Below are 22,495 nucleotides of genomic sequence, written 5' to 3'. Positions count from 1 at the left end.
CATTGTTTCCAACTCGGCCGCCTTAACCCCACTGCTGAACTACGATCGGCGCGTTGTAGTGCCCGCTGGAACGCTAGCGTATGCGCGTCACCTAGACGGACATTTGGTCGCGCGCTTCGTAAATGAATCCAAAAAACTAGATTGCCGCAATCGGGCGAATCTCCCCCTTTCCTTCTTCCACTGACAAACCTGGTAAGGCTACTTGTTCAAATGGTTGCCGTTTCCGAAACCTTCCCCTCGGTCACTAACTTTACACTTCGTTCTTTAATTACTCAGTGTAACGGTTGTTCTTACGACCTGTTTTCCCATGAAAAAATCCCTATCGGTCGGCAACTTACTTTTTCTTTTGAATTAACTTCAATGTACAATAAACTTGCCAGAAGTCTCAATGGAAATAATAAATTTGCCAAAAGTTCATAATATTAGCTGGTGAAATTAATCATGAAGATCAAGATGGAACTGATTTCGTAATTCAAATGACAAAATTTTTAAACGCCAACCTCAGAAGTCCCGTAATGACAAGCTTTAAATATTTGTAGGCAATATTATGGGTTAATTTTCGGAGTATAAATGAGTTAAGTCTCAATAGTATTAGTAACAGTCATCGTTGCCGCAGAAGAAAGAGCCGTCGAAGATTCCGTCGGCGTCGCGCTGCCGGTTGCGGATAAAGAGTTTGCCCCCGACGATGCTGCAGCGGCAGCATCAGCGGCACGACGGTCCTCCAAAATCGCCTGCTCCGTCTCCGTTCCGATATCTCCCGTCAAGAGAAAGGTGCGGCCGTACATCGTAATCAACGAAACGACACTCGCCTCGTTCTGCTCTTCTTCTACGGGAATAAGAGAGGCTGCTGAGGCTCCTGCGGCAGAGCCGGGCTTTGCGGTTGCCGTGTTGTTGGCCATTGCGGGTACAGTTGTGGCCGCTATCGCGGCCGGTTCTGCATGCTTCCAGGGCCACAGCACGTCGATCGTCGTTTCCCGGTCGATGCGCCAAGCTTGCCCTTTCTCGGCGCCGTAGAGCGGAATATTCCTGTTCAGCGCCGTTTGCAGCAGCTTGGCGGCGTCGTCGGAGCGTTTGACCGAGCCGTTCCAAAGAATGCGACGAACCGGAACCGATTCCAGCAGCGCCTGCAATCCGCCGATATGATCACTGTCCAGATGGGATACGACAAGCAGATCGATTTCTTTGACGCCCCGTTTCATCAAGAGCGGGACAACCGTTTTGCGTCCGATCTCGAAAGGATCCCGCCGCTCGCGCCATTCCTCCCCCTCGCGGCGGAATGCGGGCGTGCCGCCGCCATCGACTAGCATATGCTTTCCGGACGGCGTGCACACCAGAATGGAATCGCCCTGACCGACGTCGAGTATGCTGACGCGGGCAGTTGTGTCGTTCCAGCCGGGATTCCACGCATAGACGAGCAGCAGTGCTGCAGCTGCAGCCGTCAGCGCGGTGCACATCACCGAAAAGCCGCGCCTGCCGCCTGTCCCGGCCCGTGCCAAAGCGAGCATTCCCGCCATGCCTGCCCCACCTGCCGCCACCGCCGTTCCCCCCGCCCGCATCCATCCGATGTCGCCGGTCGGGTGCGCTGAAGATATACCCGCACCAAGCGGCACAGTGTCATCACGACTCGGCGCAAATGGCGGGAATACCGCGGCCCCTGTTGATCGCGGCGCGGTTACTTGCCGATTCGATACCATGGCCGCAGCTCGCACATGACCCGCCAGCCGGTTGAGCAGCAGCGCAAGCGTCCCGTACCATGCCGCGATCCACCAGAGCGGCGGCGTCGCCCAGATCGTGCGCAGCGTATCGGCGCCGTTCATCCATCCGATCAGCTCAAAAGTCCATTTGTTGCCGAAAGCGGCTGCATCCGCGAGCAGACCGGCGGCGGACGGCCACAGCAGCAGCAGCAGCAAAGAAACCGCACCGACAGGCATAATAACGGCGCTTATAAACGACACCAGCAGAAGATTGGCCGGCAGCGAAAGCAAATGGAACTGGTTGAAATAATAAATCGTCAGCGGAAAGGAAGCCGCCTGCGCCGTAACCGTCACGACCGCCGCATCGCGCAGCCGCTTGCCGCGCTTTCCATTCGGCAGCAAACGGTTCACCATCGGAACGCCGACGATCAGTCCGGCCGTAACGAGATAGGAGAGCTGGAAACTGACGTTCTCGATGATGAGCGGGTTCCAGACGAGCATCAGCACGGCGGATGCGGCCAGCAGGTGCAGTCCGTCCTTCAGCTTGTTCATGCGGGCAGCCGTCAGCCCCAGCACCGCCATGATGCCGGCGCGGATTACGGATGGCGACGCTCCGGAGAGCAGCACGTAGAGCGGAACCGCCGCGATCAGCACGCCGAGTATGCGTTCGCGCGGCTGCCGCAGCAGCCGGAGAACCGCGCCGAGCGCATACAGCACGACGGCCACATGAAGGCCGGAGATCGCCAATATATGCGTCAATCCGAGCTGTGAAAATTGACGGTACAATGCCGGGTCCAGGTCGTCCGTAATGCCCAGGACAAGTCCTTTCATATACCCGGACTGAATATCCGGGTACAGCCGGTCCATGCCCGCGCCCATAACGGCGCGGGCGCTGTCGATGCGCGCCAACAAGCCGGCGGCGCTGAAGGGGCTGCCCGGCGCCGCCTCGATGGCGGCGGCGCCGTCCGCTTCAAGCAGCCAGTGGATACCCTGGCTGCGAAGATAGCGGCGGTAGTCGAATCCGCCGCGATTAGACGCTTCGGCCGGCAGCGCAAGCAAGCCGGCCGCTCGAACCCGGTCGCCGCGCTGCCAGCCGGCGGCGGTTTGCTGCTCCGGCTGGCGCTGCAGCCGGACCTTGACGAGCAGGCGCTCGCGCACCGCGCGCGGCGCCGCTTCTCCGATGACGGCGACGGAGTCCGCCGCCATCTTGAACGAAACGAGGTCGCCGTCGATCACCACCGGCGACACAATCGTCCCCGCCGCTTCCGCCTTCGTTTCCGGCGGCGGAAACTGCACTTCTGCAGCGGCAAGGATGTCCTGCAGAGCGGTCGCCCCGCGCGCATCGCTCCATATTCGCCCGCCCGCAGCCGCCGCATACGCCGCCAGGCATGCCGCTGCGAGCGGAACGCTCATGCGCCTGGCCGCAGCCAGCGCCGCCAGCAGCAGCGCCAAACCTCCGCCGCATAGAAAGATGCCGGAGCCGCTCCAGCCTGCAGCCGCAGCGCTGCCGAACACAAAGCAGACGGCGAACCACAGCAGCGGACGGCTGTTCAAGTGATACGGCAAATGGCGCAACATCAACAACCTCCTTTCATGCGGCGGATAAATCCGAACAGCATGAGAAAACCTCTATCGAGGCCTCTCAGGGATGAGCGACCGTGTTTACAGGTAGGTTTTATCGCCAAGATTTTGATTTTCGCAACTGCGAAATTTATAAATTCGATCTGTGGTCAAAAAAACCTCGTGCCCCTGGGAACAATCGTTTACAGCAAAAAGAACCCCTTTATCCGCATCGCAAGATGCTAATAAAGAGGTTCTTCCTCGGCAGCGTTCTATAGGACCATCCAAACCGGGGCACAAGCGGCAGCACAAGTTCAGACCGATCCGGTGACGCTATGAAATCACGTTCATTCCCGCCTGAGCGGGGGGCTCGTACCCTTGAAGCGGCCGAAATACGATTCCTTTTTGCTCCATCAGCTTCATCACCTTGTCGCTATCCTTCGGATAGGGGCGGTCGAATACGATTTCCCGGATCCCGCTGTTGGCGAGCATATTGGCGCATGTCCAGCACGGCTGGTCCGTTACGTATACGGTCGAGCCTTCGCGGTCGGTCCGGTCGGTAAAAAGCAGCAGGTTCTGTTCGGCGTGAATGGTGCGAATGCATCGCTGCTTTTTCACCAAATCCGATTTGCCGTCCACAAGCTTCTGCTCCCACTCCTCCACGATCATGCAGCCGGCCTCGGAGCAATCCTGAACGCCCATCGGCGCGCCGTTATAAGCGGTGCCCAGCAGCTTTTTGCCCTGCACCAGTACCGAGCCGACGTGCCTTCTCGGGCAGCGTGAACGGGTCGATACCATATATGCGATATCCATAAAATAAGTATCCCAATCTTTGCGGGATGCGTCATGATCAGAAGCAGCCATACGTTCCATTCCTTTCGGGCCGATTTCCGGGCGACCGATGTAACCGGGTCGATTCTCGTCGTTTCCCATTATACCGGAAATTTCCCATTAAGCCCAGCATGCAATGGATCAAGTCCAGGTTTAACCCGTTTAAGCGGTTTGCTCGGTATTTCGAGATTGTGCGCTTTATTCCGAGCTTGTGCGGTTCAATTCGAGTTTGCTTCTTATTCCTGGCTCTTACGCAGCGCCTGTTCCAAATCGGCGATAATATCGCCGATCCCTTCGGTGCCGACGGACAGGCGAATGAGTCCGGGCGTCACGCCGGTCGCGCTTTGCTCCTCCTCGGTCAGCTGCTGGTGCGTCGTGCTCGCCAGATGAATGATGAGCGATTTGGAATCGCCGACGTTTGCCAAATGGGAAAAAAGCTCTACCGCATTGATCAGTTTTTTGCCCGCTTCCACCCCGCCATGAATGCCAAACGTTAAAATGGCCCCCTGTCCTCTGGGTAAATACTTTTGTGCCAGCTTATAGGACGGATGCGATTCCAAACCGGCATAACTGACCCACTCTACCGCTTCATGCCCTTCCAAATATTTGGCAACGGCAAGGGCGTTGGCACTGTGCCGCTCCAGGCGAAGATGAAGCGTTTCCAGTCCTTGCAGCAGCAGGAACGAGTTGAATGGCGACAGCGCCGCCCCGAGATCCCGCAGCAGTTGAACCCTTGCTTTTATAATGTAGGCGATCGGACCGACCGCTTCCGTATATACGACGCCGTGGTAGCTCGGATCCGGCTCGGTCAATGACGGGAATTTGCCGCTTGCTTTCCAGTCGAAGCGTCCTCCGTCAACGATAACCCCGCCGATGGATGTTCCGTGGCCGCCGATAAACTTCGTTGCGGAATGAACGACAATATCCGCGCCGTGCTCGATCGGGCGGAGCAGATACGGGCTCGGGAACGTATTGTCAACAATGAGCGGGATTCCGTTCTCATGGGCGATGCCCGCCACCGCTTCAATGTCGAGCACATCGCCCCGGGGATTGCCGATCGTTTCCGCGAACACCGCTTTTGTCCGGCTCGTAATCGCCGCCCGGAAATTTTCCGGATCGGAGGAATCGACGAACTTGACCGTTATGCCCAGCTTGGGCAGCGTCGTTGCAAATAAATTGTACGTGCCGCCGTACAGGCTCGTCGAAGACACGATCTCATCCCCGGCACCGGCAATATTCAGAATGGAGTACGAAATGGCAGCCTGTCCGGAAGCGACGGCGAGTGCTGCGGGAGCGCCTTCAAGCGCCGCGATCCGTTTTTCGAACACATCGCTGGTCGGATTCATAATGCGGGTATATATGTTGCCGAATTGTTTGAGTGCGAACAGGTCAGCGGCATGGTCGGTATCGCGGAATCCGTATGATGTGGTCTGGTAAATCGGAACGGCCCGCGATAACGTTGCCGGGTCTAGTTCTTGTCCTCCATGCACAGCCAGCGTTTCGGGGGATAACGTGCGATATTCGCCCATTTCAATTCCTCCTAATTAGATATGATAACTATACTATAAAGCTGAAACCATTTTCGCACATTTATGGTTCCGCCACAATAGCGCTTCTCATTTTTTCCAGCATTTTTGGGCCGACGCCTTTTACCCGCTGCATATCATCGACGGATTGGAAAAGTCCGTTGCGTTCCCGGTCCGCTACGATCGCTTTCGCTTTAGCAGGACCGATGCCCGGCAGCTCGTCCAGCTGCTCCGCCGTCGCATAATTAATGTTCAGCCTGCCGTCGCCGCTCCACACCGGACCCCCGGCCGGCCTGTCCCCCGAGCCGCCACCGGCGGCCGCAGATGCGGCTTTTCCTCCACCCGCAGCATCGGTCGCATTTCCCGGATCATCTTTTCGCTCGTCAGGCAGCCGCTCACTTATCTTTTTGCTGCCCTGCTCATTGCCTGCACCCGCCATCTCTTGCTGCACCGGTATTAGCGCCTCCTCAAGCGCTGCATCAAGCCGCTTCCACCCTTGGGGTTCATCCGCTTCCGGTCGCAGCAGCCCGATAATGAGCAGCACAGCTCCGGCAGCGGCAGTGAGCGCAACCGCCCACGATCTTTTTTCTCTCCACCATTGAGCGTTGTTCACTTAAATTCAACCCCTTGTCGGTATTGATGAAAGCTGCAAACAATTTTGAAAAATGACCGGGCATGTTAGCCGAGCCGCTCTGCATACCCTAGTAAGAGCATTCGCGGAATGAAACGCACGTTTACGCAGGGAGGGATCTTGATGAAGGTCGGTTTTATCGGAACGGGCAGCATGGGAGGACTATTAATCGAAGCGTTTATCGAATCGGGGGTGCTGAAGCCGGAACAGATTGCCGCTGCTAACCGGACATTCTCAAAAGTGGAACGTCTGGCAACCTATTATCCCGGCTTGCGGGCCGTCTCATCCAACAAGGAAGCGCTGCTGCACAGCGACTGCCTGTTTCTGTGCATCAAACCGTCCGATTTCAAATGCGTCGTCGACGAGCTTCGCCCTTATGCCCGCCCCGAACAGTTGATTGTGTCGATCACAAGTCCCGTCCTGATTTCGCATCTGGAGGACTGGCTGCCTTGTAAAATCGCCAAAGTGATTCCTAGCATCACCAACCGGATTATGAGCGGCGCTTCGCTTTGCATGTATGGAAGCCGAATTCAACCGGCAGACCGCAACGCGTTGGAACAGCTTCTAAGCGGCATCAGCGAACCGATCTTCATAGAAGAACGCTTTACCCGGGTCGTGTCCGATCTTTCCAGCTGCGGACCTGCCTTCATCGCCTTTCTGCTTCAGCGGCTGATCGATGCGGCCGTCGCAGAGACGGGCATCGAATACGACGATGCGGTGTCCATAGCCAGCTCGATGCTGCTCGGAACGGGCAGACTTCTTACCGAAGGCGGTCTTACGCCGAAGCTCGTACAGCAGCGCGTCGCCGTTCCGGGCGGCATTACGGAGCAAGCTCTGAAGCTGCTGCACAGCGAAACGGATGAGATATTCAATAAGCTGATCCGTACGACGCATGCAAAGTTCAAGGAGGATCTGGAAAAGGTGCAAGCCTCCTTCTACGGCGAAGAGGTGAACGGTCCGACCGGCGCGCCTTAATGCGCGCGGAGCAGGACCATTCACCTCTTCACGGATGCTTTCCATGGCTTGGAGAACGATTGATTCAGTTGGCTACAATATTGACAAGCTTGCCTTTGACGGCGATTACTTTACGGATCGTTTTGCCTGCGGTCAATTCCTTGACCCTATCCAGCTCCTTGGCGATCCGTTCCATGTCCGCCGTATCGGTATCGGCTGCAATGGATACGCGCTCCGCGATTTTACCGTTCACCTGAACGACAATTTCCACTTCGCTGTCCACTGTCCAAGCTTCCTCGTAAGACGGCCACGGCTCATACGTAATCGACTCTTTGTTTCCGAGTCTCTCCCACAGCTCTTCTGCAATGTGCGGCGCAAGCGGCGACAGCAGCTGCAGGAAGTCCGCCATCGCTTTGCGCGGCAGCGTTTCGGCTTTGTAAGCTTCATTGACAAAAATCATCAACTGGCTGATCGCCGTATTAAAGCGCAGGTTCTCGAAATCGTCGGTCACCTTTTTGATCGACCGGTGCCATACGCGCATCATCGCGTCGCTGCCGGCACCTTCCGAAATTTTCGGATTCAGCCCTCCGTCGTCGCCGACGAACAGCCTCCACACCCGGCTCAGGAAACGGAATGTGCCTTCGACGCCGTTAGCGCTCCAAGGCTTCGTCGCTTCCAGCGGCCCCATAAACATTTCGTACATCCGCAGCGTATCGGCCCCGAATTCGCCCACGATATCGTCGGGATTGATGACGTTGCCGCGCGATTTGCTCATTTTCTCGTTGTTGGTGCCCAAAATCATGCCTTGGTTGACCAGCTTGTGGAAAGGCTCTTTTGTCGATACGATGCCGAGGTCGTACAGCACTTTATGCCAAAACCGCGCATACAGCAGATGAAGCACCGCGTGCTCCGCGCCGCCGATGTACAGGTCGACCGGAAGCCACTGCTTCTGCTTCTCCGGAGAGATCAGCTCCTTGTCATTATGCGGATCGATGAAACGCAGGTAATACCAGCAGCTGCCGGCCCATTGCGGCATCGTGTTCGTCTCGCGGCGCGCCTTCATGCCCGTCTCGGGATCGACCGTCTCGACCCACTCTTTCACATTGGCCAGCGGCGATTCCCCCGTTCCCGACGGCTTGATCGCATCGACGTCCGGCAGCAGCAGCGGCAGCTGGTCTTCCGGCACCGGCTTCATCGTGCCGTCCTCCAAGTGCAGAATCGGGATCGGCTCGCCCCAGTAGCGCTGACGGCTGAACAGCCAGTCGCGCAGACGGTACGTCACTTTGCCTTGTCCTTTGCCGCTCTCTTCCAGCTTCTTAATCATCGCCGCAATCGCTTCGGCATTGCCAAGCCCGTTCAGGAATTCGGAATTGACGTGCGGACCGTCGCCGGCATAAGCTTCCTTCGCAACGTCGCCGCCTTCAACGACCTCGACGATCGGCAGATCGAACTGCTTCGCAAACTCCCAGTCGCGCTGATCGTGTCCCGGAACGGCCATAATGGCGCCGGTGCCGTAGCCTGCCAGTACATAGTCGGCAATCCATACCGGCACTTTCGCGCCGCTGACCGGATTGATCGCATAAGCACCCGTGAATACGCCCGTTTTGTCCTTGGCCAAATCGGTCCGCTCGAGGTCGCTCTTGCGGGCTGCAGCTTCGCGGTAATCGCCGACCGCTGCGCGCTGTCCGTCGGTCGTAATGACGTCCACCAGCTCATGCTCGGGAGCAAGCACGCAGTATGTCGCGCCGAACAGCGTATCGGGACGGGTCGTGAACACGGTCAGCGCCGCGTCGTGTCCTTCCAGCGCGAACGTAACCTCCGCTCCCGTCGACTTGCCGATCCAGTTGCGCTGCATATCTTTGATGCTTTCCGACCAGTCCAGCTCTTCCAAATCCTCCAGCAGCCGCTCGGCATATTCGGTAATTTTCAGCACCCATTGGCGCATCGGCTTGCGGATGACGGGATGACCGCCGCGCTCGCTCTTGCCGTCGATGACCTCTTCGTTCGCCAGCACCGTTCCGAGCGCCGGACACCAGTTCACGGGCACTTCGGCGACGTAAGCGAGACCTTTGTTGTACAGCTGGATAAAAATCCACTGCGTCCATTTGTAGTAATCCGGATCGGTCGTGCTGATTTCGCGGTCCCAATCGTAGGAGAAGCCGAGCGATTTGATTTGACGGCGGAAGTTGTTGATGTTCTTTACCGTAATATCGCGCGGATGCTCGCCCGTGTCGAGCGCATGCTGCTCCGCCGGCAGTCCGAACGCGTCCCATCCCATCGGATGAAGCACGTTGAAGCCGCGCATTCTTTTGTAGCGGGAGACGATATCCGTCGCCGTATACCCTTCCGGGTGCCCGACGTGCAGCCCTGCGCCGGAAGGATAAGGGAACATATCGAGCGCATAAAATTTAGGCTTGCCGCTGTCCTCGGTCGTTTTGAACGTTTCGTTGCGGTCCCAGTACTGCTGCCATTTCGGCTCGATGACAAGCGGGTTGTAGTTTTGCTGTTCTTGACTCATGACGGTTCCTCCTCAAGGTTTTGCCGAAGGCAAAACCACTTCGTAAGCATAATCTAAAAAAACCACAAAAAAAGCCTCTGCCCCCAGCGACATTCGCTAGGGACGAGAGACTGCAGTTCCCGTGGTACCACCCTAGTTAGCGGCCGGCATGCTTTGCCATCCGCTCACTTTAAGCCCATAACGCGGGCCAGACGGTGCGTTTGTCCGCTTCGCGAGGGGCGAATACAGCGGATTAGCGCGCACGGCTCCGAGGCGAGATTCGTCATGTCGTTCGCGGGTCCGGCTTCCACCAGCCGCCGGCTCTCTTGTCCTCGCTTACGCAACTACTGCTCCTCTTCAACACCGAAATATAAAAAAATGGTTATTTCCGATTATAAAGAAGCATGTTGAAGGTGTCAAGGTTGAACGTCTTTCAACAATTCCTTGAGCAGCTCGCGCATACGCGGAAATTCGCCATGCAGCTCCCGGTTTACATAGCGCTCCCAATACGCCCGGTCTCCGGCGACAATCGCTTCCCTCAGCCGCGTCGCGCTGATCGGCAGCGCCGTGCGCGGAATAATAAGCCTTCCCAGACCCGCTGCGTCCTCTTCCGCAAACCACTGCTCCCGCTCCTCGTCGCGGCCGTAAATCATCAGATCGGGCTCGGGAAGATCGTTTTTCCGCGCAAAATCACGGACCGACTGCAGTAAATAGCGGCCCCAATGATGGCTGTGATCCCCTTCGTGCGTATAGTCGGCCAGCGGCGCGATATGAACCGATTCGCCGTACAAGCGCCGCAGCAGCTCGATCCGGTAGTCGGCGGTGAACGGGTTGCGTTCCGTTCCGTGAAGCTGCGCGGAGCCTACCAGAACCAGCACATGGTCGCACACACCCAAGGCGGCGTCGATCATCCATTCGTGCCCCGCGTGAACGTGCTGAAAGCGGCCCAGCACAAACCCGAACCGGAACGGCTTAACAACCGGTCTCATACCATTATCCGTCACGTTCGTTCCTCCTTTACAAATGTTGCGGCAGCAAATCTCTGTATAAGTTGAACCAAAGAAAGGGACTAGATTAGCGTAGAGAGCAGATCGTTCTGGAGAACCAAAGCTTATGCTTCCGAAGCGGATTTTCTACGGAAAGCTTTGAGTGTTTGCCTTTGCAGTCAAATTCTTGCCCTATAGGAATATTAGAGTAAAAGAATTTGGCTGCAACAGCGATCGGAAGAATGATCTGCTCGCGCAGCAAACTTTTCAAGTCCAAGGTTTTGTTCAAACTAATAGAGCTTAGCTGTCGAACATTGCGTGTCATCCCGTACCTGTCCGGGGACGAATTAATATATCATTCCATTATAAACAATCTTTTCTGATTGTGACGGATTTTTTCAATTGAACCTCCCACCGCCTACGCATTCGCTAAGAGGCGGGGGATTCCTGGGTAATCCCTTCTATTGAAAAGAAATTGACCAGGCGATCCCTGCCGTCCCGGCAGTTCAACTTCCTTCATTCCAACAAACGAAGTCCTTCCCGTTCGATGTTGATCGCCGCATTACGGTCACGGTCATGCCGGGCGCCGCACATCGGACACGTCCATTCGCGCAACTTTAAATCTTTTACATCCGGGTTTCGCTGGCCGCATGCCGAGCATAACTGGCTTGACGGGAATCTCTTGTTTACCGTGATGACGTTCCGCCCATGCCACTCGGCTTTGTAGGCGAGCATTTCGCCGAACCTGGACCATGACGCGTCCGCGATGGACCGCGCAAGCTTATGATTCTTGAGCATGTTTTCCACTTGCAGGTCTTCCAGGCAGATCGTTTGGTTTTCACGAATCAGCCGGGTCGACAGTTTGTGCAGGAAATCCTCACGGCAGTTTGCGACTTTCTCATGCAGCCGGGCGATTTTCATTCGGGCCTTGGCACGGTTTTGACCGCCCTTTTGCCGGCGGGATAATCTCCGCTGCCAACAGGCCAGTTTCGTCTCATACTTACGTAAATACTTCGGATTGTCGATGGTTTCTCCCGTAGAAAGGATGGCGAAGTGCTTAAGGCCCAGATCGATGCCCACGCTTTTCGTCTTGTCCACCCGAACATAGGGGCAGTAAGGCATCTTGCATAATACCGAGACAAAGTATTTGCCGCTCGGATTCCGGCGAACGGTGGCGGATAAGATACGCCCTTCGATCTCGCGGCTTTTTGCAAACCGCACGAGACCGAGCTTAGGCAGCTGAATCCGGTTTCCTTCCACGCGAATGGCTTCGTTGTTGTTCTTGGTCGTATAACTCTGCCCGGACACATGCTTTCGCTTGAACTGCGGGTAATCGTTCTGTTTTGTGAAAAAGCGCTTAAACGCATCTTCGAGTGACTTTAGCGCGCTTTGAAGGGCGGTGGCATCCACTTCCCGCAGCCACTCGAATCCCGATTCGCGCTTAAGCAGCGTAAGCTTTCGGGAACAAGCTTTGTAGGTTAATGTATTCCGCTTGTTCTCATACACTTGGGTACGAAGGGCGAGAAAACGGTTGTAGACGAATCGGGAGCATCCGAGAGTTTGATTGATGAGCGTTTGTTGTTCTCGATCGGGATAGATCCGAAACCGGAACGCTTTGAGCAAGAAGAGTCAACACCTTTCACGGGTAGTCACCTTCATTATAGCACATATGTTCGTGTTTGTCGCGGGTTCGGGGCAGCATATGTCGGGTACACCTGAAGCGGATTCATCCCGCCACCTACGTTTCGCTTAAAGCTGGGGGTCTTCTCCGTTACAAATGATAAATGTACGGTTGTCGCGCATCAAGCGGTCAAATCACCCCATGATTTGCACGAAAAAAAGCCGCCTCATGCCGGAATATCCGGCTCAAGACAGCTCCTAATCAATTATCCGCCTATTTGACCGCCGCGAAAAACAGCCTTTCGGAAGAAGGCAGCGGCAGCTTCAGCTGAAAATCGGCGAATCTCTCGACCTTGGAGAAGCCCGCCTTCAGAAGTGCGCTCTCCAGCCAATCGGAGTCGTAAGCCCGCTGCACGTGGGTCTCTTCGATTCGGACGAAGCGTCCTTCCTTATCCTGCGGATCTTTGGCAAAAATGGTGAGGTTATGCTCGATTTCCGACCGTTCCTCGTCCATTTCCGACGTCCACAGGTAGGCGATGTCGCGCTCATCGAGAATGAACGGCTGCTGCTGCGCGTAATCTTTTAACGTCTTCAGCGGATGGACGTCGAACAAAAAGACGCCGCCCTCTTTCAATCCCCGGTATGTTGCGCGGAAAGCCGCCTCCACATCTTCTTGTTCCGTTATATAATTCAAGCAATCGCAAAATGACACTGCGGCATCCACCTCGCCTGGAAGCTGCCAGTTCCGCATATCCTGCTGGAGCCAGCGGATCGTGCCGCCGTGCGAACGGATCGCCTGCTGCGGCGTCTCTTCCCACTTTTGACGGGCGATCGTCAGCATATCGGCGGACAAATCGATTCCGTAAACGTGAAAGCCGGAGTGCGCAAGCGGAATGGCAATGCTGCCCGTGCCGCAGCCAAGATCGACGACGGTAGACGGGATGCCGTAACGGTCCCAGCATTCGCGCATAAATCGGAGCCATTTCGGATAGGGCATGTCCTCCATGAGCCGGTCGTAAACCGTGGCAAATTGGCGGTATGATCTCATGCGCTACTCCTTCCGCTCCTCTTCGGCGCTCCCGGACGGAATCAAGTGCGTCCAGCTTCCTTCCTGGCGGATGCGGCCTTCGCGCATGAGCTTGCCGAGCGCGCGCTTGAAGGCGGATTTGCTGATGCCGAATTTTTGCTTGACGATGTCTGCGGGCGTCTCGTCGGAGTAGGGCATCGAACCGTTCGGTCTTTCCTGCAAAAACGAGAGGATCCTGTCGGCGTCCTCGACGCGTCCGATTTCTTTGCGTTCCGCCATCGACAAGTTGACGCGTCCGTCCTCGCGAACATATGTAACGCGGGCGCGAACTCTCTGACCGAGGCGAAGCGGATGCGGCCTCTCCGAATCCGGGATAAGACCGTACGCGCCGAATCCAACAACGCCGCCGTCAATGAGCACGAACGAGCCCATCTGCAGCGTCTTCGTCACCCAGCCCTCGACCCACTCATTCCGCCAAGCCGACGGAGCCGTAAACACAAGCTTCGCCAGCTCCTCTTCGCGCGCGGTGCGGGCAAGCAGACGGCCGGCCTTGTCATGGTCCATCCGCACGTACACCTCATCCCCCGGCAGCGGGCGGTATTCGATCCGCTCCGGCAGCTCCGAGATCGGAAGGAGCAGCTGGCGGCCAAGACCCATCTCCAGAAAGCAGCCCAGCCGCGGATTTACGTCGGCCACGCGCAGCCGGCCCAGTTCGCCAAGCTGCAGCAGCGGGCGCTTCATCGTGGAGGCAAGACGGTCCTCGGTATCGTGAAAAATGAATACTTCAAGCTCATCCCCCGGCTGCGGACGACTGCCGATAATTTCGTTGTAGTGCATCAGCACGTCCGTGCTGCCGTCGGTCAAAAAGTACCCGTAGGGCGGCACTTCGCGCGCCACCCTCAATGTTTGCACCGTTCCCGCGACGAGGCTCATGCGAATTCCACAACCTTCGCATCGGACCAAAGCCGCTCGATATTGTAATAATCGCGCTCGTCGCGGTGAAACACATGCACGACTACATCGCCCAGATCGATCAGCACCCAACGCGCCGTATCCATGCCTTCCAGGCCGCGCAGACGGGCTCCTTTTTCCTCCGCGCGTTTACGGATTTCAGTGGCGATCGCCTGTACTTGCGTATCCGAATTCCCGTGGCAAATGACAAAATAATCGGCCACAAGCGAAATTTCTTTCAGGTTAAGCGCCACGATGTTGCCTGCCTTCTTGTCTTCCGCCGCGGCAACTGTCAGCTGTACCAGCTGATCCGAGTTTATGGTCATATGAACCCTCCTATAGGTTTTGCTTTAGCAAAACCAGCATCGTAAGCATAGTCTAAAGGTTTTGCGAAAGTAAAATTAGATCATTCCGGGCCGCAACGGTGAGCGGGTAGATCCGCTTTCCTTTTTGCAGCAGGAAGGAAATGGTGGAGTCAAAACCGGCGATCAAAGCCTCTTCTAGACTATGCTCGGCCAATTCCCGAATTTTATGCACGCCTGGAAAATCGCGTCCCGGTTCCATATAATCGGCAAGACAGACGATTTTGTCCAGAAGCGTCATTCCGACCCGTCCGGAGGTATGATAACGGACCGCATCCAGCACATCCGGATCGCTGATGCCGTACTGCCGCTCGGCAACGACGGCGCCTACGGGAGCGTGCCACAACTCTTTGTCGAAGACGAGCAGGTCGGACGGAAGCGCCTCTTCCCGGATCACTTGCTCCATCCGGTCCACCGGCCAATATTTGGCGACATCGTGCAATATGGACGCCAGATCCGCTTTGACGGGATCCCCTCCGAATCGCTCCGCGAGTATAACCGCCGTCTCCATGACCCCTTCAACGTGCCTCCACCGCCGCTCCGGCATCTGTTCACGCACCGATTGAATCAGACTGTCACGATTCATATAATCCCTTCTCTGCAATATATTCATAAACGCCGTCCGTTACCAAATAACGAACGGAATATCCGCTCAGCCGCCGATGACGGATGTCGGTGGACGATATGCCGATCTGCGGCATAACCGCCAGCACGAGACGGTCCCGCAAATAGACCGGAAGCGCAGCCGTGTCGGCCGCTTCGTCCGGACGCTCCACGCCGATAAAGGTGACGAGCTCGGCAAGCTCCTCATTCCGGTGCCACTGCGACAGATCGTTGATGCGGTCGGAGCCGATAATATAGGCAAACGAGCAGTCCGGATGCTGCTTCCGCAGCGCTTTTGCCGTATCGTACGAATAGCTGATGCCGCCTCTTTGCAGCTCCAAATCAACGGCCTTGAAGCGCGGGTGCGAAGCGGTGGCAATACGCACCATTTCCAGACGGCTGTCGCCGTCAGCGCCCGGATCGCCAAGTTTCAAAGGCGGCTGTGCGGACGGAATGAACCACACCTCATCCAATCCGCATGCTTCGAGCGCCGTCTCGGCAGCCAGCAGATGACCCAGATGGATCGGGTCGAATGTGCCGCCCATAATGCCGATCTTTTTCATGTTAAACGTAACTCCTTCCCCGCGGACAAACGAACTTCTCTCCCAAGCGTTCGCTTCTTTAAGGAAGCTCTATCGTTTTGTTGTCTTTGGACTCCTTGTACAGCACGATCGTTTTTCCGATCACCTGCACGAGCTCGCATCCGGACGATTTCGCAAGCTCGGAGCCGATTTCTTTCGGATCGTCGAGACAGTTGTTCAGAACCGATATTTTCATCAGCTCGCGGGTCTCGATCGCTTCTTCGATATGACGCACCAGATTTTCATTGGTGCCGCCCTTGCCCACCTGAAACACCGGCTTCAAATGATGGGCGAGCGAGCGCAAATAACGCTTTTGTTTGCCTGTAAGCATAGATTGATTGTCCTCATTTCATTTAAGTTGCTCTAATCCTGGCGCTGCAGCGCCTCAAGCACCGCGCTGCGCATGGACGCTGCCGGCGCCGCAACGCCGGTCCAATATTCAAACGCATACGCGCCCTGGTAAATAAACATGCCGAGTCCGCCATGCGTTCGGCATCCCCGCCGCTCCGCTTCCTGAAGAAATGCGGTCTGAAGCGGATTATAGATCAAATCGCTGGCAATGGCTCCCTCAGAAAGCCAGCCGGGGTCCACCGGTACTCCGCTGACGTTCGGATACATGCCGATGGACGTCGTGTTGATGACGATGTCCGCCCGGTTGCAGGCCTTCTTTGCCGACTCCCCTCCCGCAGCGCACGCCTTGATGTCGGCGCGAGTGCTGAAAGCGGCCGCGAGCTCTTCCGCCCGCTCCGGCGTCCGGTTCAATATCGTGACCGTCTCGGGACGCTCGCCCGTAAGCGCATATACGATGCCTCTGGCTGCGCCTCCCGCTCCTACTATTACAATATGTTTGCCGGCGAGGTCCGGCTCCGCTTCTTCCTTAAGGGAGCGGACATAGCCGATTCCATCCGTATTATATCCGGTCAGCACGCCATTCTCGTTCACGACCGTATTGACCGCGCCGATTGCCCGCGCTCCCTCATCGATGTTATCCAAATGCCGCATGACATCCAGCTTGTGCGGAATCGTCACATTGACGCCGCGTATTCCCATCGCCCTGACGCCCGCGAAAAAGTCGCCGAGACGCTCCGCCCCAACATGGAACGCGGCATAGACGCCGTTTACGCCGGTTTCCCGGAACGCACGGTTCATCATCAGCGGCGATTTGGAATGCCGCACGGGATCGCCGATGACCCCGAACAGCGTCGTATGGCTGTCCACCGGCACGCCGCTTCCGGGCACGGCGGCTCCTCCGCCCGTTTGTCCTGCATTTGCATTCATTCCCATTCACCCCGCGTTTGCTTTTCTTCTATATTAAAGCTTCCCGCGTCAGCACTTTAACCCCTTTGGGCGCATACACTTCGACCAACGCGCCGCTGTCCCCGTTCACTTGAATCCAGCCGAGTCCCGAGATAAACACGTCGGTTTTGATTCCTCTCGGAATGCGCAGCGAATGGCGCGTCCATGCCGGAATTTCAGCCAGCTGCTCCGCATTCGGCGGGCTCAGCAGAACGCCTTTATGCTCCGCGTAAAGCTCGTCCGCCCGCTCCAGCTTCGTCCGGTGCACCGGCAGTCCGCCGGATACATACAGCGTGAACGAGAGCCGCTCGCCATCCACATAATCGAACCGCACCAGGCTTCCCATAAACAGCGTCTGGCCGGGATTAAGCTGATACACAAACGGCTTGATCGGCTTGTCCGGCAGCAGCGCCTGCAGCACCTCGCGCGGCACCATTTCGGTCAGGCGCGATGGGTAGACGATGCCCGGCGTATCGATAATGAAATTGCCGTCGTCGAGCGGAATGCGCACCGCATCCAGCGTCGTGCCCGGATAACGGGATACGGTGAGCTCGCGGTCCAAATCGCTGTAATCGCGGATTAGACGGTTAATGAGCGTCGATTTGCCGACGTTCGTCGCACCGACGACGTAGACGTCGCGGCGTCCGCGGAACTGTTCCAGGGCGTCGATGACATGCTCGAAGCCCATATTGCGCTTCGCGCTGCAGAGCACGACGTCGACGACGCGCAGCCCCTGCGATTTTGCCTGCCGCTGCACCCAGTTGCGGATCCGATTGTAATTCGTTCCTTTGGGAAGCAGATCGATTTTGTTCACGACCAGCAGCACCGGATTGCCGCCCACGAACCGCTGCAAGCCGGAAATAAGGCTGCCTTCAAAATCGAACAGATCGACGATATGAACGACCAGGCTGTCCGTACCGCCAATGCTGCCGAGCAGCCGCAAAAACTCGTCATGATCAAGCGCGACCGTCGATGCCTCGTTATAATTTTTAATCCGGAAGCAGCGCTGGCAAATAACCGGCTCCCGCTTAAGGGCCGCCTCCGGCACAAAACCCGGCTTGTCCTTCTCCGCCGTTTGCAGCGCCGCGCCGCACCCCGCGCACGAAGGCCCTTTACTTTGGTCCCGTTGCTTGTTTTCTGTTTTCACTTCTTTTCCTCCTCCTGCCACAATCCCTTCCTGCGCAGGCGCGAGAGGGCAATCCTCTCGATCAGCCGGTTGAAACGGGTCATGATGCCTTCATCGGCCGGCGTAATCGGACTGACCAGAATGGTGTACAGTCCCATACGCTTGCCGCCCAGCACGTCCGTCAGCATCTGGTCTCCGATGACAACCGTCTCCTCCGCCTGAAGCCCGAGTACCCTAAGCGCTTTGCGGAACGAGCGGCCGCCCGGCTTGCGCGCGGCATGGATGAACGGAATGGCGAGCGGGAGCGCGAAACGGGATACCCTCGTTTCGTGGTTGTTGGATACGATCACAACCTTGAAGCCGAGACTGCGCACCGTATCCAGCCACTGGACCAGCTCCGGCGTAGCAAGCGCGACGCGGGCACCGACCAGCGTATTGTCCAGATCAGTTATGATCCCTTTAACTCCTTTTTGAGCGAGCATATTCAAATCAATATCGTAGATTGATTTTACACGCATATGCGGCACGAGCCGTTCAAACATCGTTTTAATCTCCCCTGCTTTTACCTGCTATACTACGAAACTATACCATACAACCGGAATTTGTTGCAAAAAGAAGACTGTCCGGCAGTTCACTGCCGGACAGTCTGTCTGGAACTTGTCGTATCTGGCGATTTGCGAAGAAAATCCCCGCATCCGGCGGCATTAAAACCCGCTTGCAGAAGCGTGGTGAACAATCGCTACAGCTTCTCGATAACCGTTTTGACCTGCTCCGAGTAACGCTGCGCTTCCTCGGGCGTCGTCTGAACGCCGCTGTATTTCGCTTTTTCAAAGACGGTCAGCAGGCGGCTCAAATCGCTCTGCAGCGAGTCCCGCTGCCCGGACCAGCGCACCATCGCTTCGCGCAGCGTCTCGTGCTCCGCTTTGGACAACCCGCGGCGGCGCGCCTTTCGCACCAGCTTTTCCGTCTCCCATACAATCCGCTCATCGGCGGTAAAAGTCCGCACCCGGTAGCGGGTCCAAGCGTCTGCAATCGCTTTGCGCCGCAGGATGGCCAGCGTCAAGACGGTAACGGCCAGGAGCGACAGCGCCAAAACCGGCACATAGGAAGGAATCGTAAATGCCGCGTTTTCCTGCGGGGCTGAAGCCTTCTCGTTCTCCTGATTTTGTTCCGGTTCCTGCTCGTTCTGGGGCGTCGCAGCGCCCGTTTCGTCCGCGGCGATCGTATACGGGAATGAAAAACCGGCGGTAGCCTCGAACGGAATCCAGCCGTAGCCGTCGAAATAAATCTCCACCCACGAGTGAGCGTCCGCATTGCGGACGGAGTAGAGCGTTGAAACGGCCGCCTCGTTTCTTAATGGCGCCGTATCGCTCAAATCGGACGGGTTCAGTCCGCTCACTCCCGGAGCGTACCCTTTCACCCAGCGCGCAGGTATTCCCTCCGCTCTCGCCAGGACGGCCATTGCGCTGGAGAAGTAGTCGCAATATCCTTCCTTAATTTCAAACAGAAACGAATCGACGAAATCGCTGCTGTTTTTCCGCTTCAGATCGGGTGTGTTCGTGTAGGAATAGTTCGTGCGCAAGTACGCTTCGATTGCTTTCGCTTTATCATAATCGTTGCTCATGTCCTGCGTAATTTGATCGGCCAAATCTTTCACCCGCTGCGGGACCGTGGCCGGCAGTTGCAAATACGCCGCGCTCACGCCTCCCGTGTGAGTGCTCCGCAAGCCGCCTTCATCCAATTCGGTTACCTCTGAGACGATCGTATACGTTTCCGGGTAATTCATCGCTCTGCCCGCAGGCATTCTGAGCTCTCCGGATTCCGGCCCCCATGCAAGAGCGTCCAGAACGGACCGTTCCGAATTTCCGGATGTCATCGCAAGAATCGAAGTAATCGGTCCAGCCCCGAACAGAACCGGATAGCGGTCGTCCCCCTTCATCGTAATCGTCTGCTGCACGATCGCTGTTTTCGCTTTTGAACGATTTTCCGACAGAGGCAGCCGGCTGCTCGTGCTCGGGCCGACAATTTTGCTTTCGGACCTTTCCGCGTCGTTGTCCTCCCAACCGCTGCCCGTATATTCCGCTTTCGTTTCGCCGCGCCAATAACTTCTGGCGGACGACTCGACCGTCATCACGGGCGAATAATCGAACTGGAATCCCCCTCCCAGCTCGGTGTCATCGCGGCTGTAGCCGGATTGGGCGCTGAAGGCGGACTCAGCGGCAGCGCCGACGCCCTTGTCGCCTACGAACGATCTTACCGTCTCTCCGCGCGATTCTTTCCAGATCGTATAAGGGTCCCGAAATACCGGCCCGATCTCCGGAACGAATAATCCGGACGACATAACGAGCGAAAGAACAAGCACGATCGGCAGTATAAACTGGGCCGGGTAGCGAAACAGCTCCCTCCAGCTGCGCGGATGCTCGCGCTGAAACCGGGAATAGTGCTCCGCAACCAGCCATGCAAGCCCGGCAAACACGCTCCACGCGACGTTATCCCACAAATAAATAGGCGTGAATGAATCCGTCACGGCCAGCGTCATCAGGCAGACGGCGGTTACCCCGATAATGCGCAAGCGTGTGCTCGCCCATCCGGCAAACAGCAGAAAGAGCAGCCAAATGCCGGCCGAAATCTCAATAAACGGATGCAAAGCGGTCAAGTCATGCCAGAAACCGCTGATTCTCTCCCTAAGAGTCCCATTTTCGGCCCAATTCCATTGAAAAGGAGAAATCACAATGTTCAGCGCCAGCACCGCCGCCGCTTCCAGCAAGATCCGGTAAGTCCGTTTACCCGGCAGCGCGATTTCGACAAGAGCCGTTACGATGAGCGTGCCATATACAATTTGATACGTTTCGGTCCACCAAAATCCTTGCATCACCTGAATGTCGTTCCAAAACAAAATCGCGATAAATAGACAGCCAAGCCGTCGGAACCAGCTTTGCGGCTTGGCGGCAGGGCGTTGGGCAGGTTGATCGATAGGCTTCGCGACCGCTTTAGCCGCCAGCATCGTAAGCCGCCTCCTTTCCTTCCAGCACGGACGGCAGCTCCTGCAGTCTGCTGATGTCAAATACCGGCCATCCCCGGTCGCGCGTCCTGCCCTTCCGGACGCTCCGGATGCCGCCGGCCCGCACATCGGTCTGGATCAGGCAAGGCGAAATGCCCCGTTTATTGAGGCGGTTCATCGCGGCCTGCACTTCCTCCGTGCCCGATGAAGTAATTAAAAAAACGATGGATCCGGGATCGATCAGCGTCTCCGCATGTCCGATCGCCGATGCAATCGGCTCCCGTCCGTCGGCGTCGATCCGAGTCAGCAGCTCCATCACGGCATGCAGCTGCGCTTCCCCCCCTCGGGGAGCGAAGCCCGCACGCACGGCGCTCGAAGCAAAAAATCCCATCGTTGTATTTCCGCGCATTCCATATTGAAACAGCGACGCGGCGACCGAAACCGCAAGCTCAAAGCTTTCCGCCGAAGCCGGATTCCCTGGTTGCTGCCAGCAGTCCAGCACGACAAATGTGCGCGGCAGCGATTCGCGCTCGAACGCTTTGGATTTCCATTCGCCGGTTCGGGCGCTTGCGTTCCAATGGATGCGAGTGAGCCGGTCGCCGGGAAGATATTCCCGGATTCCGTTAATTTGCGTCGTTTCTTTGGCAGCGAGAGAGCTGGAGGCGAAGGAATAGGGGCCTCTTGCACCGCGGTTTATCCGCTCCCATCCGCGGAGCGGCACGGTCCGGGGACGAACGGAGAACTTTGCCTCCGCCAAAAAGCGGCCTTTATGCTCAAAAAAACCGAACACATCCCGGGTCGAACACTCGGTTTCGAGGAAACGGTACATGCCTCTTGATAGCGGCGGTGTCGTATAATGCGCTTCGCCGCTTCGTTTTACACCCGGCACAAATGACGTTTCGAACGAAACGATTTCGCCGTTATGGCGTTCCAGCTTGTCCCGTACGATGACATACGGAACGGGGTAATAACCGGGAATCCGCACCTGCAGCTTCACTTCGACCGGCGAGCCCGCCGACAGATTGATGCTCCCGGGTTCCTTCGCTCCCGTATGATGGATGCGCCGGTCGCCCGCCGCGTTGCGGAGACCACTCCAAAAGCCGATCCCCAAATAAAGAAGCAGCCCGTTTAAAATGCAGAACAGCATCACCGCCGTCTTGCCGCCCTGAAACAGCATGTAAAGCAGGCTGAAGACGTCGATGACGACAAACAAAAGCCAGCGGAATGAGTTGGTCCGCATCCTCTTCAT

The 22,495-nt window shown here is 56.8% G+C and carries 19 protein-coding genes and 1 other annotated feature; of the genes, 1 reads left to right on the top strand and 18 read right to left on the bottom strand.

Features of this window, described 5'->3' with window-relative positions; genetic code table 11:
* Positions 1-575: 575 nt before the first annotated feature.
* The 4 genes from VN24_RS18965 to VN24_RS26510 all read right to left on the bottom strand — a co-directional run bounded on the left by VN24_RS18965 (position 576) and on the right by VN24_RS26510 (position 6,224).
* Positions 576-3,272: a ComEC/Rec2 family competence protein gene (locus VN24_RS18965; RefSeq protein WP_052703048.1), complete on the bottom strand. Its 2,697-nt coding sequence runs from the start codon at positions 3,270-3,272 to the stop codon at positions 576-578.
* Between the two features lie 315 nt (positions 3,273-3,587).
* Complete coding sequence (locus tag VN24_RS18960) at positions 3,588-4,118, bottom strand: deoxycytidylate deaminase (protein WP_045673466.1); 531 nt, start codon at positions 4,116-4,118, stop codon at positions 3,588-3,590.
* A 203-nt stretch (positions 4,119-4,321) separates the two neighbouring features.
* Positions 4,322-5,614, bottom strand: a complete 1,293-nt coding sequence (locus VN24_RS18955) for a homocysteine synthase (protein WP_045671688.1) — start codon at positions 5,612-5,614, stop codon at positions 4,322-4,324.
* Positions 5,615-5,675: 61 nt separating this feature from the next.
* Positions 5,676-6,224 carry a ComEA family DNA-binding protein gene (locus VN24_RS26510; protein ID WP_052703047.1) on the bottom strand — a complete coding sequence of 183 codons (549 nt, stop codon included), beginning with the start codon at positions 6,222-6,224 and terminating at the stop codon, positions 5,676-5,678.
* 141 nt (positions 6,225-6,365) lie between these two features.
* Between VN24_RS26510 and comER the strand changes: the two genes are divergently transcribed.
* Entirely contained in the window at positions 6,366-7,217 is an 852-nt protein-coding gene (gene comER, locus VN24_RS18945; protein ID WP_045671687.1) for a late competence protein ComER, read from the top strand.
* A 64-nt stretch (positions 7,218-7,281) separates the two neighbouring features.
* Here the strand turns inward: comER and leuS are convergent, their stop codons facing one another.
* The 14 genes from leuS to VN24_RS18875 all read right to left on the bottom strand — a co-directional run bounded on the left by leuS (position 7,282) and on the right by VN24_RS18875 (position 22,495).
* On the bottom strand, positions 7,282-9,714 hold the full coding sequence (gene leuS / locus VN24_RS18940) for a leucine--tRNA ligase (protein WP_045671686.1): 2,433 nt from the start codon (positions 9,712-9,714) through the stop codon (positions 7,282-7,284).
* Positions 9,715-9,809: 95 nt separating this feature from the next.
* Positions 9,810-10,063: a binding site (T-box leader), on the bottom strand.
* Positions 10,064-10,109: 46 nt separating this feature from the next.
* Positions 10,110-10,697 (bottom strand): adenylyltransferase/cytidyltransferase family protein, encoded by a 588-nt coding sequence (locus tag VN24_RS18935; protein WP_045671685.1) that lies wholly within the window; start codon positions 10,695-10,697, stop codon positions 10,110-10,112.
* A gap of 498 nt (positions 10,698-11,195) precedes the next feature.
* Positions 11,196-12,302 carry an IS200/IS605 family element RNA-guided endonuclease TnpB gene (tnpB, locus tag VN24_RS18930; protein WP_045671684.1) on the bottom strand — a complete coding sequence of 369 codons (1,107 nt, stop codon included), beginning with the start codon at positions 12,300-12,302 and terminating at the stop codon, positions 11,196-11,198.
* Between the two features lie 271 nt (positions 12,303-12,573).
* Complete coding sequence (locus VN24_RS18925) at positions 12,574-13,347, bottom strand: class I SAM-dependent DNA methyltransferase (protein ID WP_045671683.1); 774 nt, start codon at positions 13,345-13,347, stop codon at positions 12,574-12,576.
* A gap of 3 nt (positions 13,348-13,350) precedes the next feature.
* Positions 13,351-14,259 (bottom strand): CvfB family protein, encoded by a 909-nt coding sequence (locus VN24_RS18920; protein WP_045671682.1) that lies wholly within the window; start codon positions 14,257-14,259, stop codon positions 13,351-13,353.
* Positions 14,256-14,603 carry a ribosome silencing factor gene (rsfS, locus tag VN24_RS18915; RefSeq protein WP_045671681.1) on the bottom strand — a complete coding sequence of 116 codons (348 nt, stop codon included), beginning with the start codon at positions 14,601-14,603 and terminating at the stop codon, positions 14,256-14,258. The genes VN24_RS18920 and rsfS overlap by 4 nt, the downstream gene beginning before the upstream one ends.
* A 52-nt stretch (positions 14,604-14,655) precedes the next feature.
* Positions 14,656-15,225, bottom strand: a complete 570-nt coding sequence (gene yqeK, locus VN24_RS18910) for a bis(5'-nucleosyl)-tetraphosphatase (symmetrical) YqeK (protein ID WP_045671680.1) — start codon at positions 15,223-15,225, stop codon at positions 14,656-14,658.
* Positions 15,215-15,805 (bottom strand): nicotinate-nucleotide adenylyltransferase, encoded by a 591-nt coding sequence (nadD, locus tag VN24_RS18905; protein WP_045671679.1) that lies wholly within the window; start codon positions 15,803-15,805, stop codon positions 15,215-15,217. Before nadD ends, yqeK begins: the two co-directional genes overlap by 11 nt.
* Before the next feature lie 58 nt (positions 15,806-15,863).
* Complete coding sequence (gene yhbY / locus VN24_RS18900; protein ID WP_045671678.1) at positions 15,864-16,154, bottom strand: ribosome assembly RNA-binding protein YhbY; 291 nt, start codon at positions 16,152-16,154, stop codon at positions 15,864-15,866.
* A gap of 32 nt (positions 16,155-16,186) precedes the next feature.
* A complete protein-coding gene (locus VN24_RS18895; protein ID WP_045673464.1) occupies positions 16,187-17,101 on the bottom strand; it encodes a shikimate dehydrogenase in 915 nt (304 codons plus the stop codon).
* Between the two features lie 28 nt (positions 17,102-17,129).
* Complete coding sequence (gene yqeH / locus VN24_RS18890) at positions 17,130-18,266, bottom strand: ribosome biogenesis GTPase YqeH (RefSeq protein WP_045671677.1); 1,137 nt, start codon at positions 18,264-18,266, stop codon at positions 17,130-17,132.
* Complete coding sequence (locus tag VN24_RS18885; protein ID WP_045671676.1) at positions 18,263-18,787, bottom strand: YqeG family HAD IIIA-type phosphatase; 525 nt, start codon at positions 18,785-18,787, stop codon at positions 18,263-18,265. The genes yqeH and VN24_RS18885 overlap by 4 nt, the downstream gene beginning before the upstream one ends.
* A 197-nt stretch (positions 18,788-18,984) precedes the next feature.
* Positions 18,985-21,249, bottom strand: coding sequence for a transglutaminase TgpA family protein (locus VN24_RS18880; RefSeq protein WP_045671675.1), 2,265 nt, complete (start codon positions 21,247-21,249; stop codon positions 18,985-18,987).
* A complete protein-coding gene (locus VN24_RS18875; RefSeq protein ID WP_052703046.1) occupies positions 21,236-22,495 on the bottom strand; it encodes a DUF58 domain-containing protein in 1,260 nt (419 codons plus the stop codon). The genes VN24_RS18880 and VN24_RS18875 overlap by 14 nt, the downstream gene beginning before the upstream one ends.

The organism is Paenibacillus beijingensis, assembly GCF_000961095.1.
GTDB lineage: Bacteria > Bacillota > Bacilli > Paenibacillales > Paenibacillaceae > Paenibacillus_O > Paenibacillus_O beijingensis.
The sequence above is the reverse complement of the archived record's forward strand: the minus strand, read 5'-3'. Positions and strand labels throughout refer to the sequence as shown.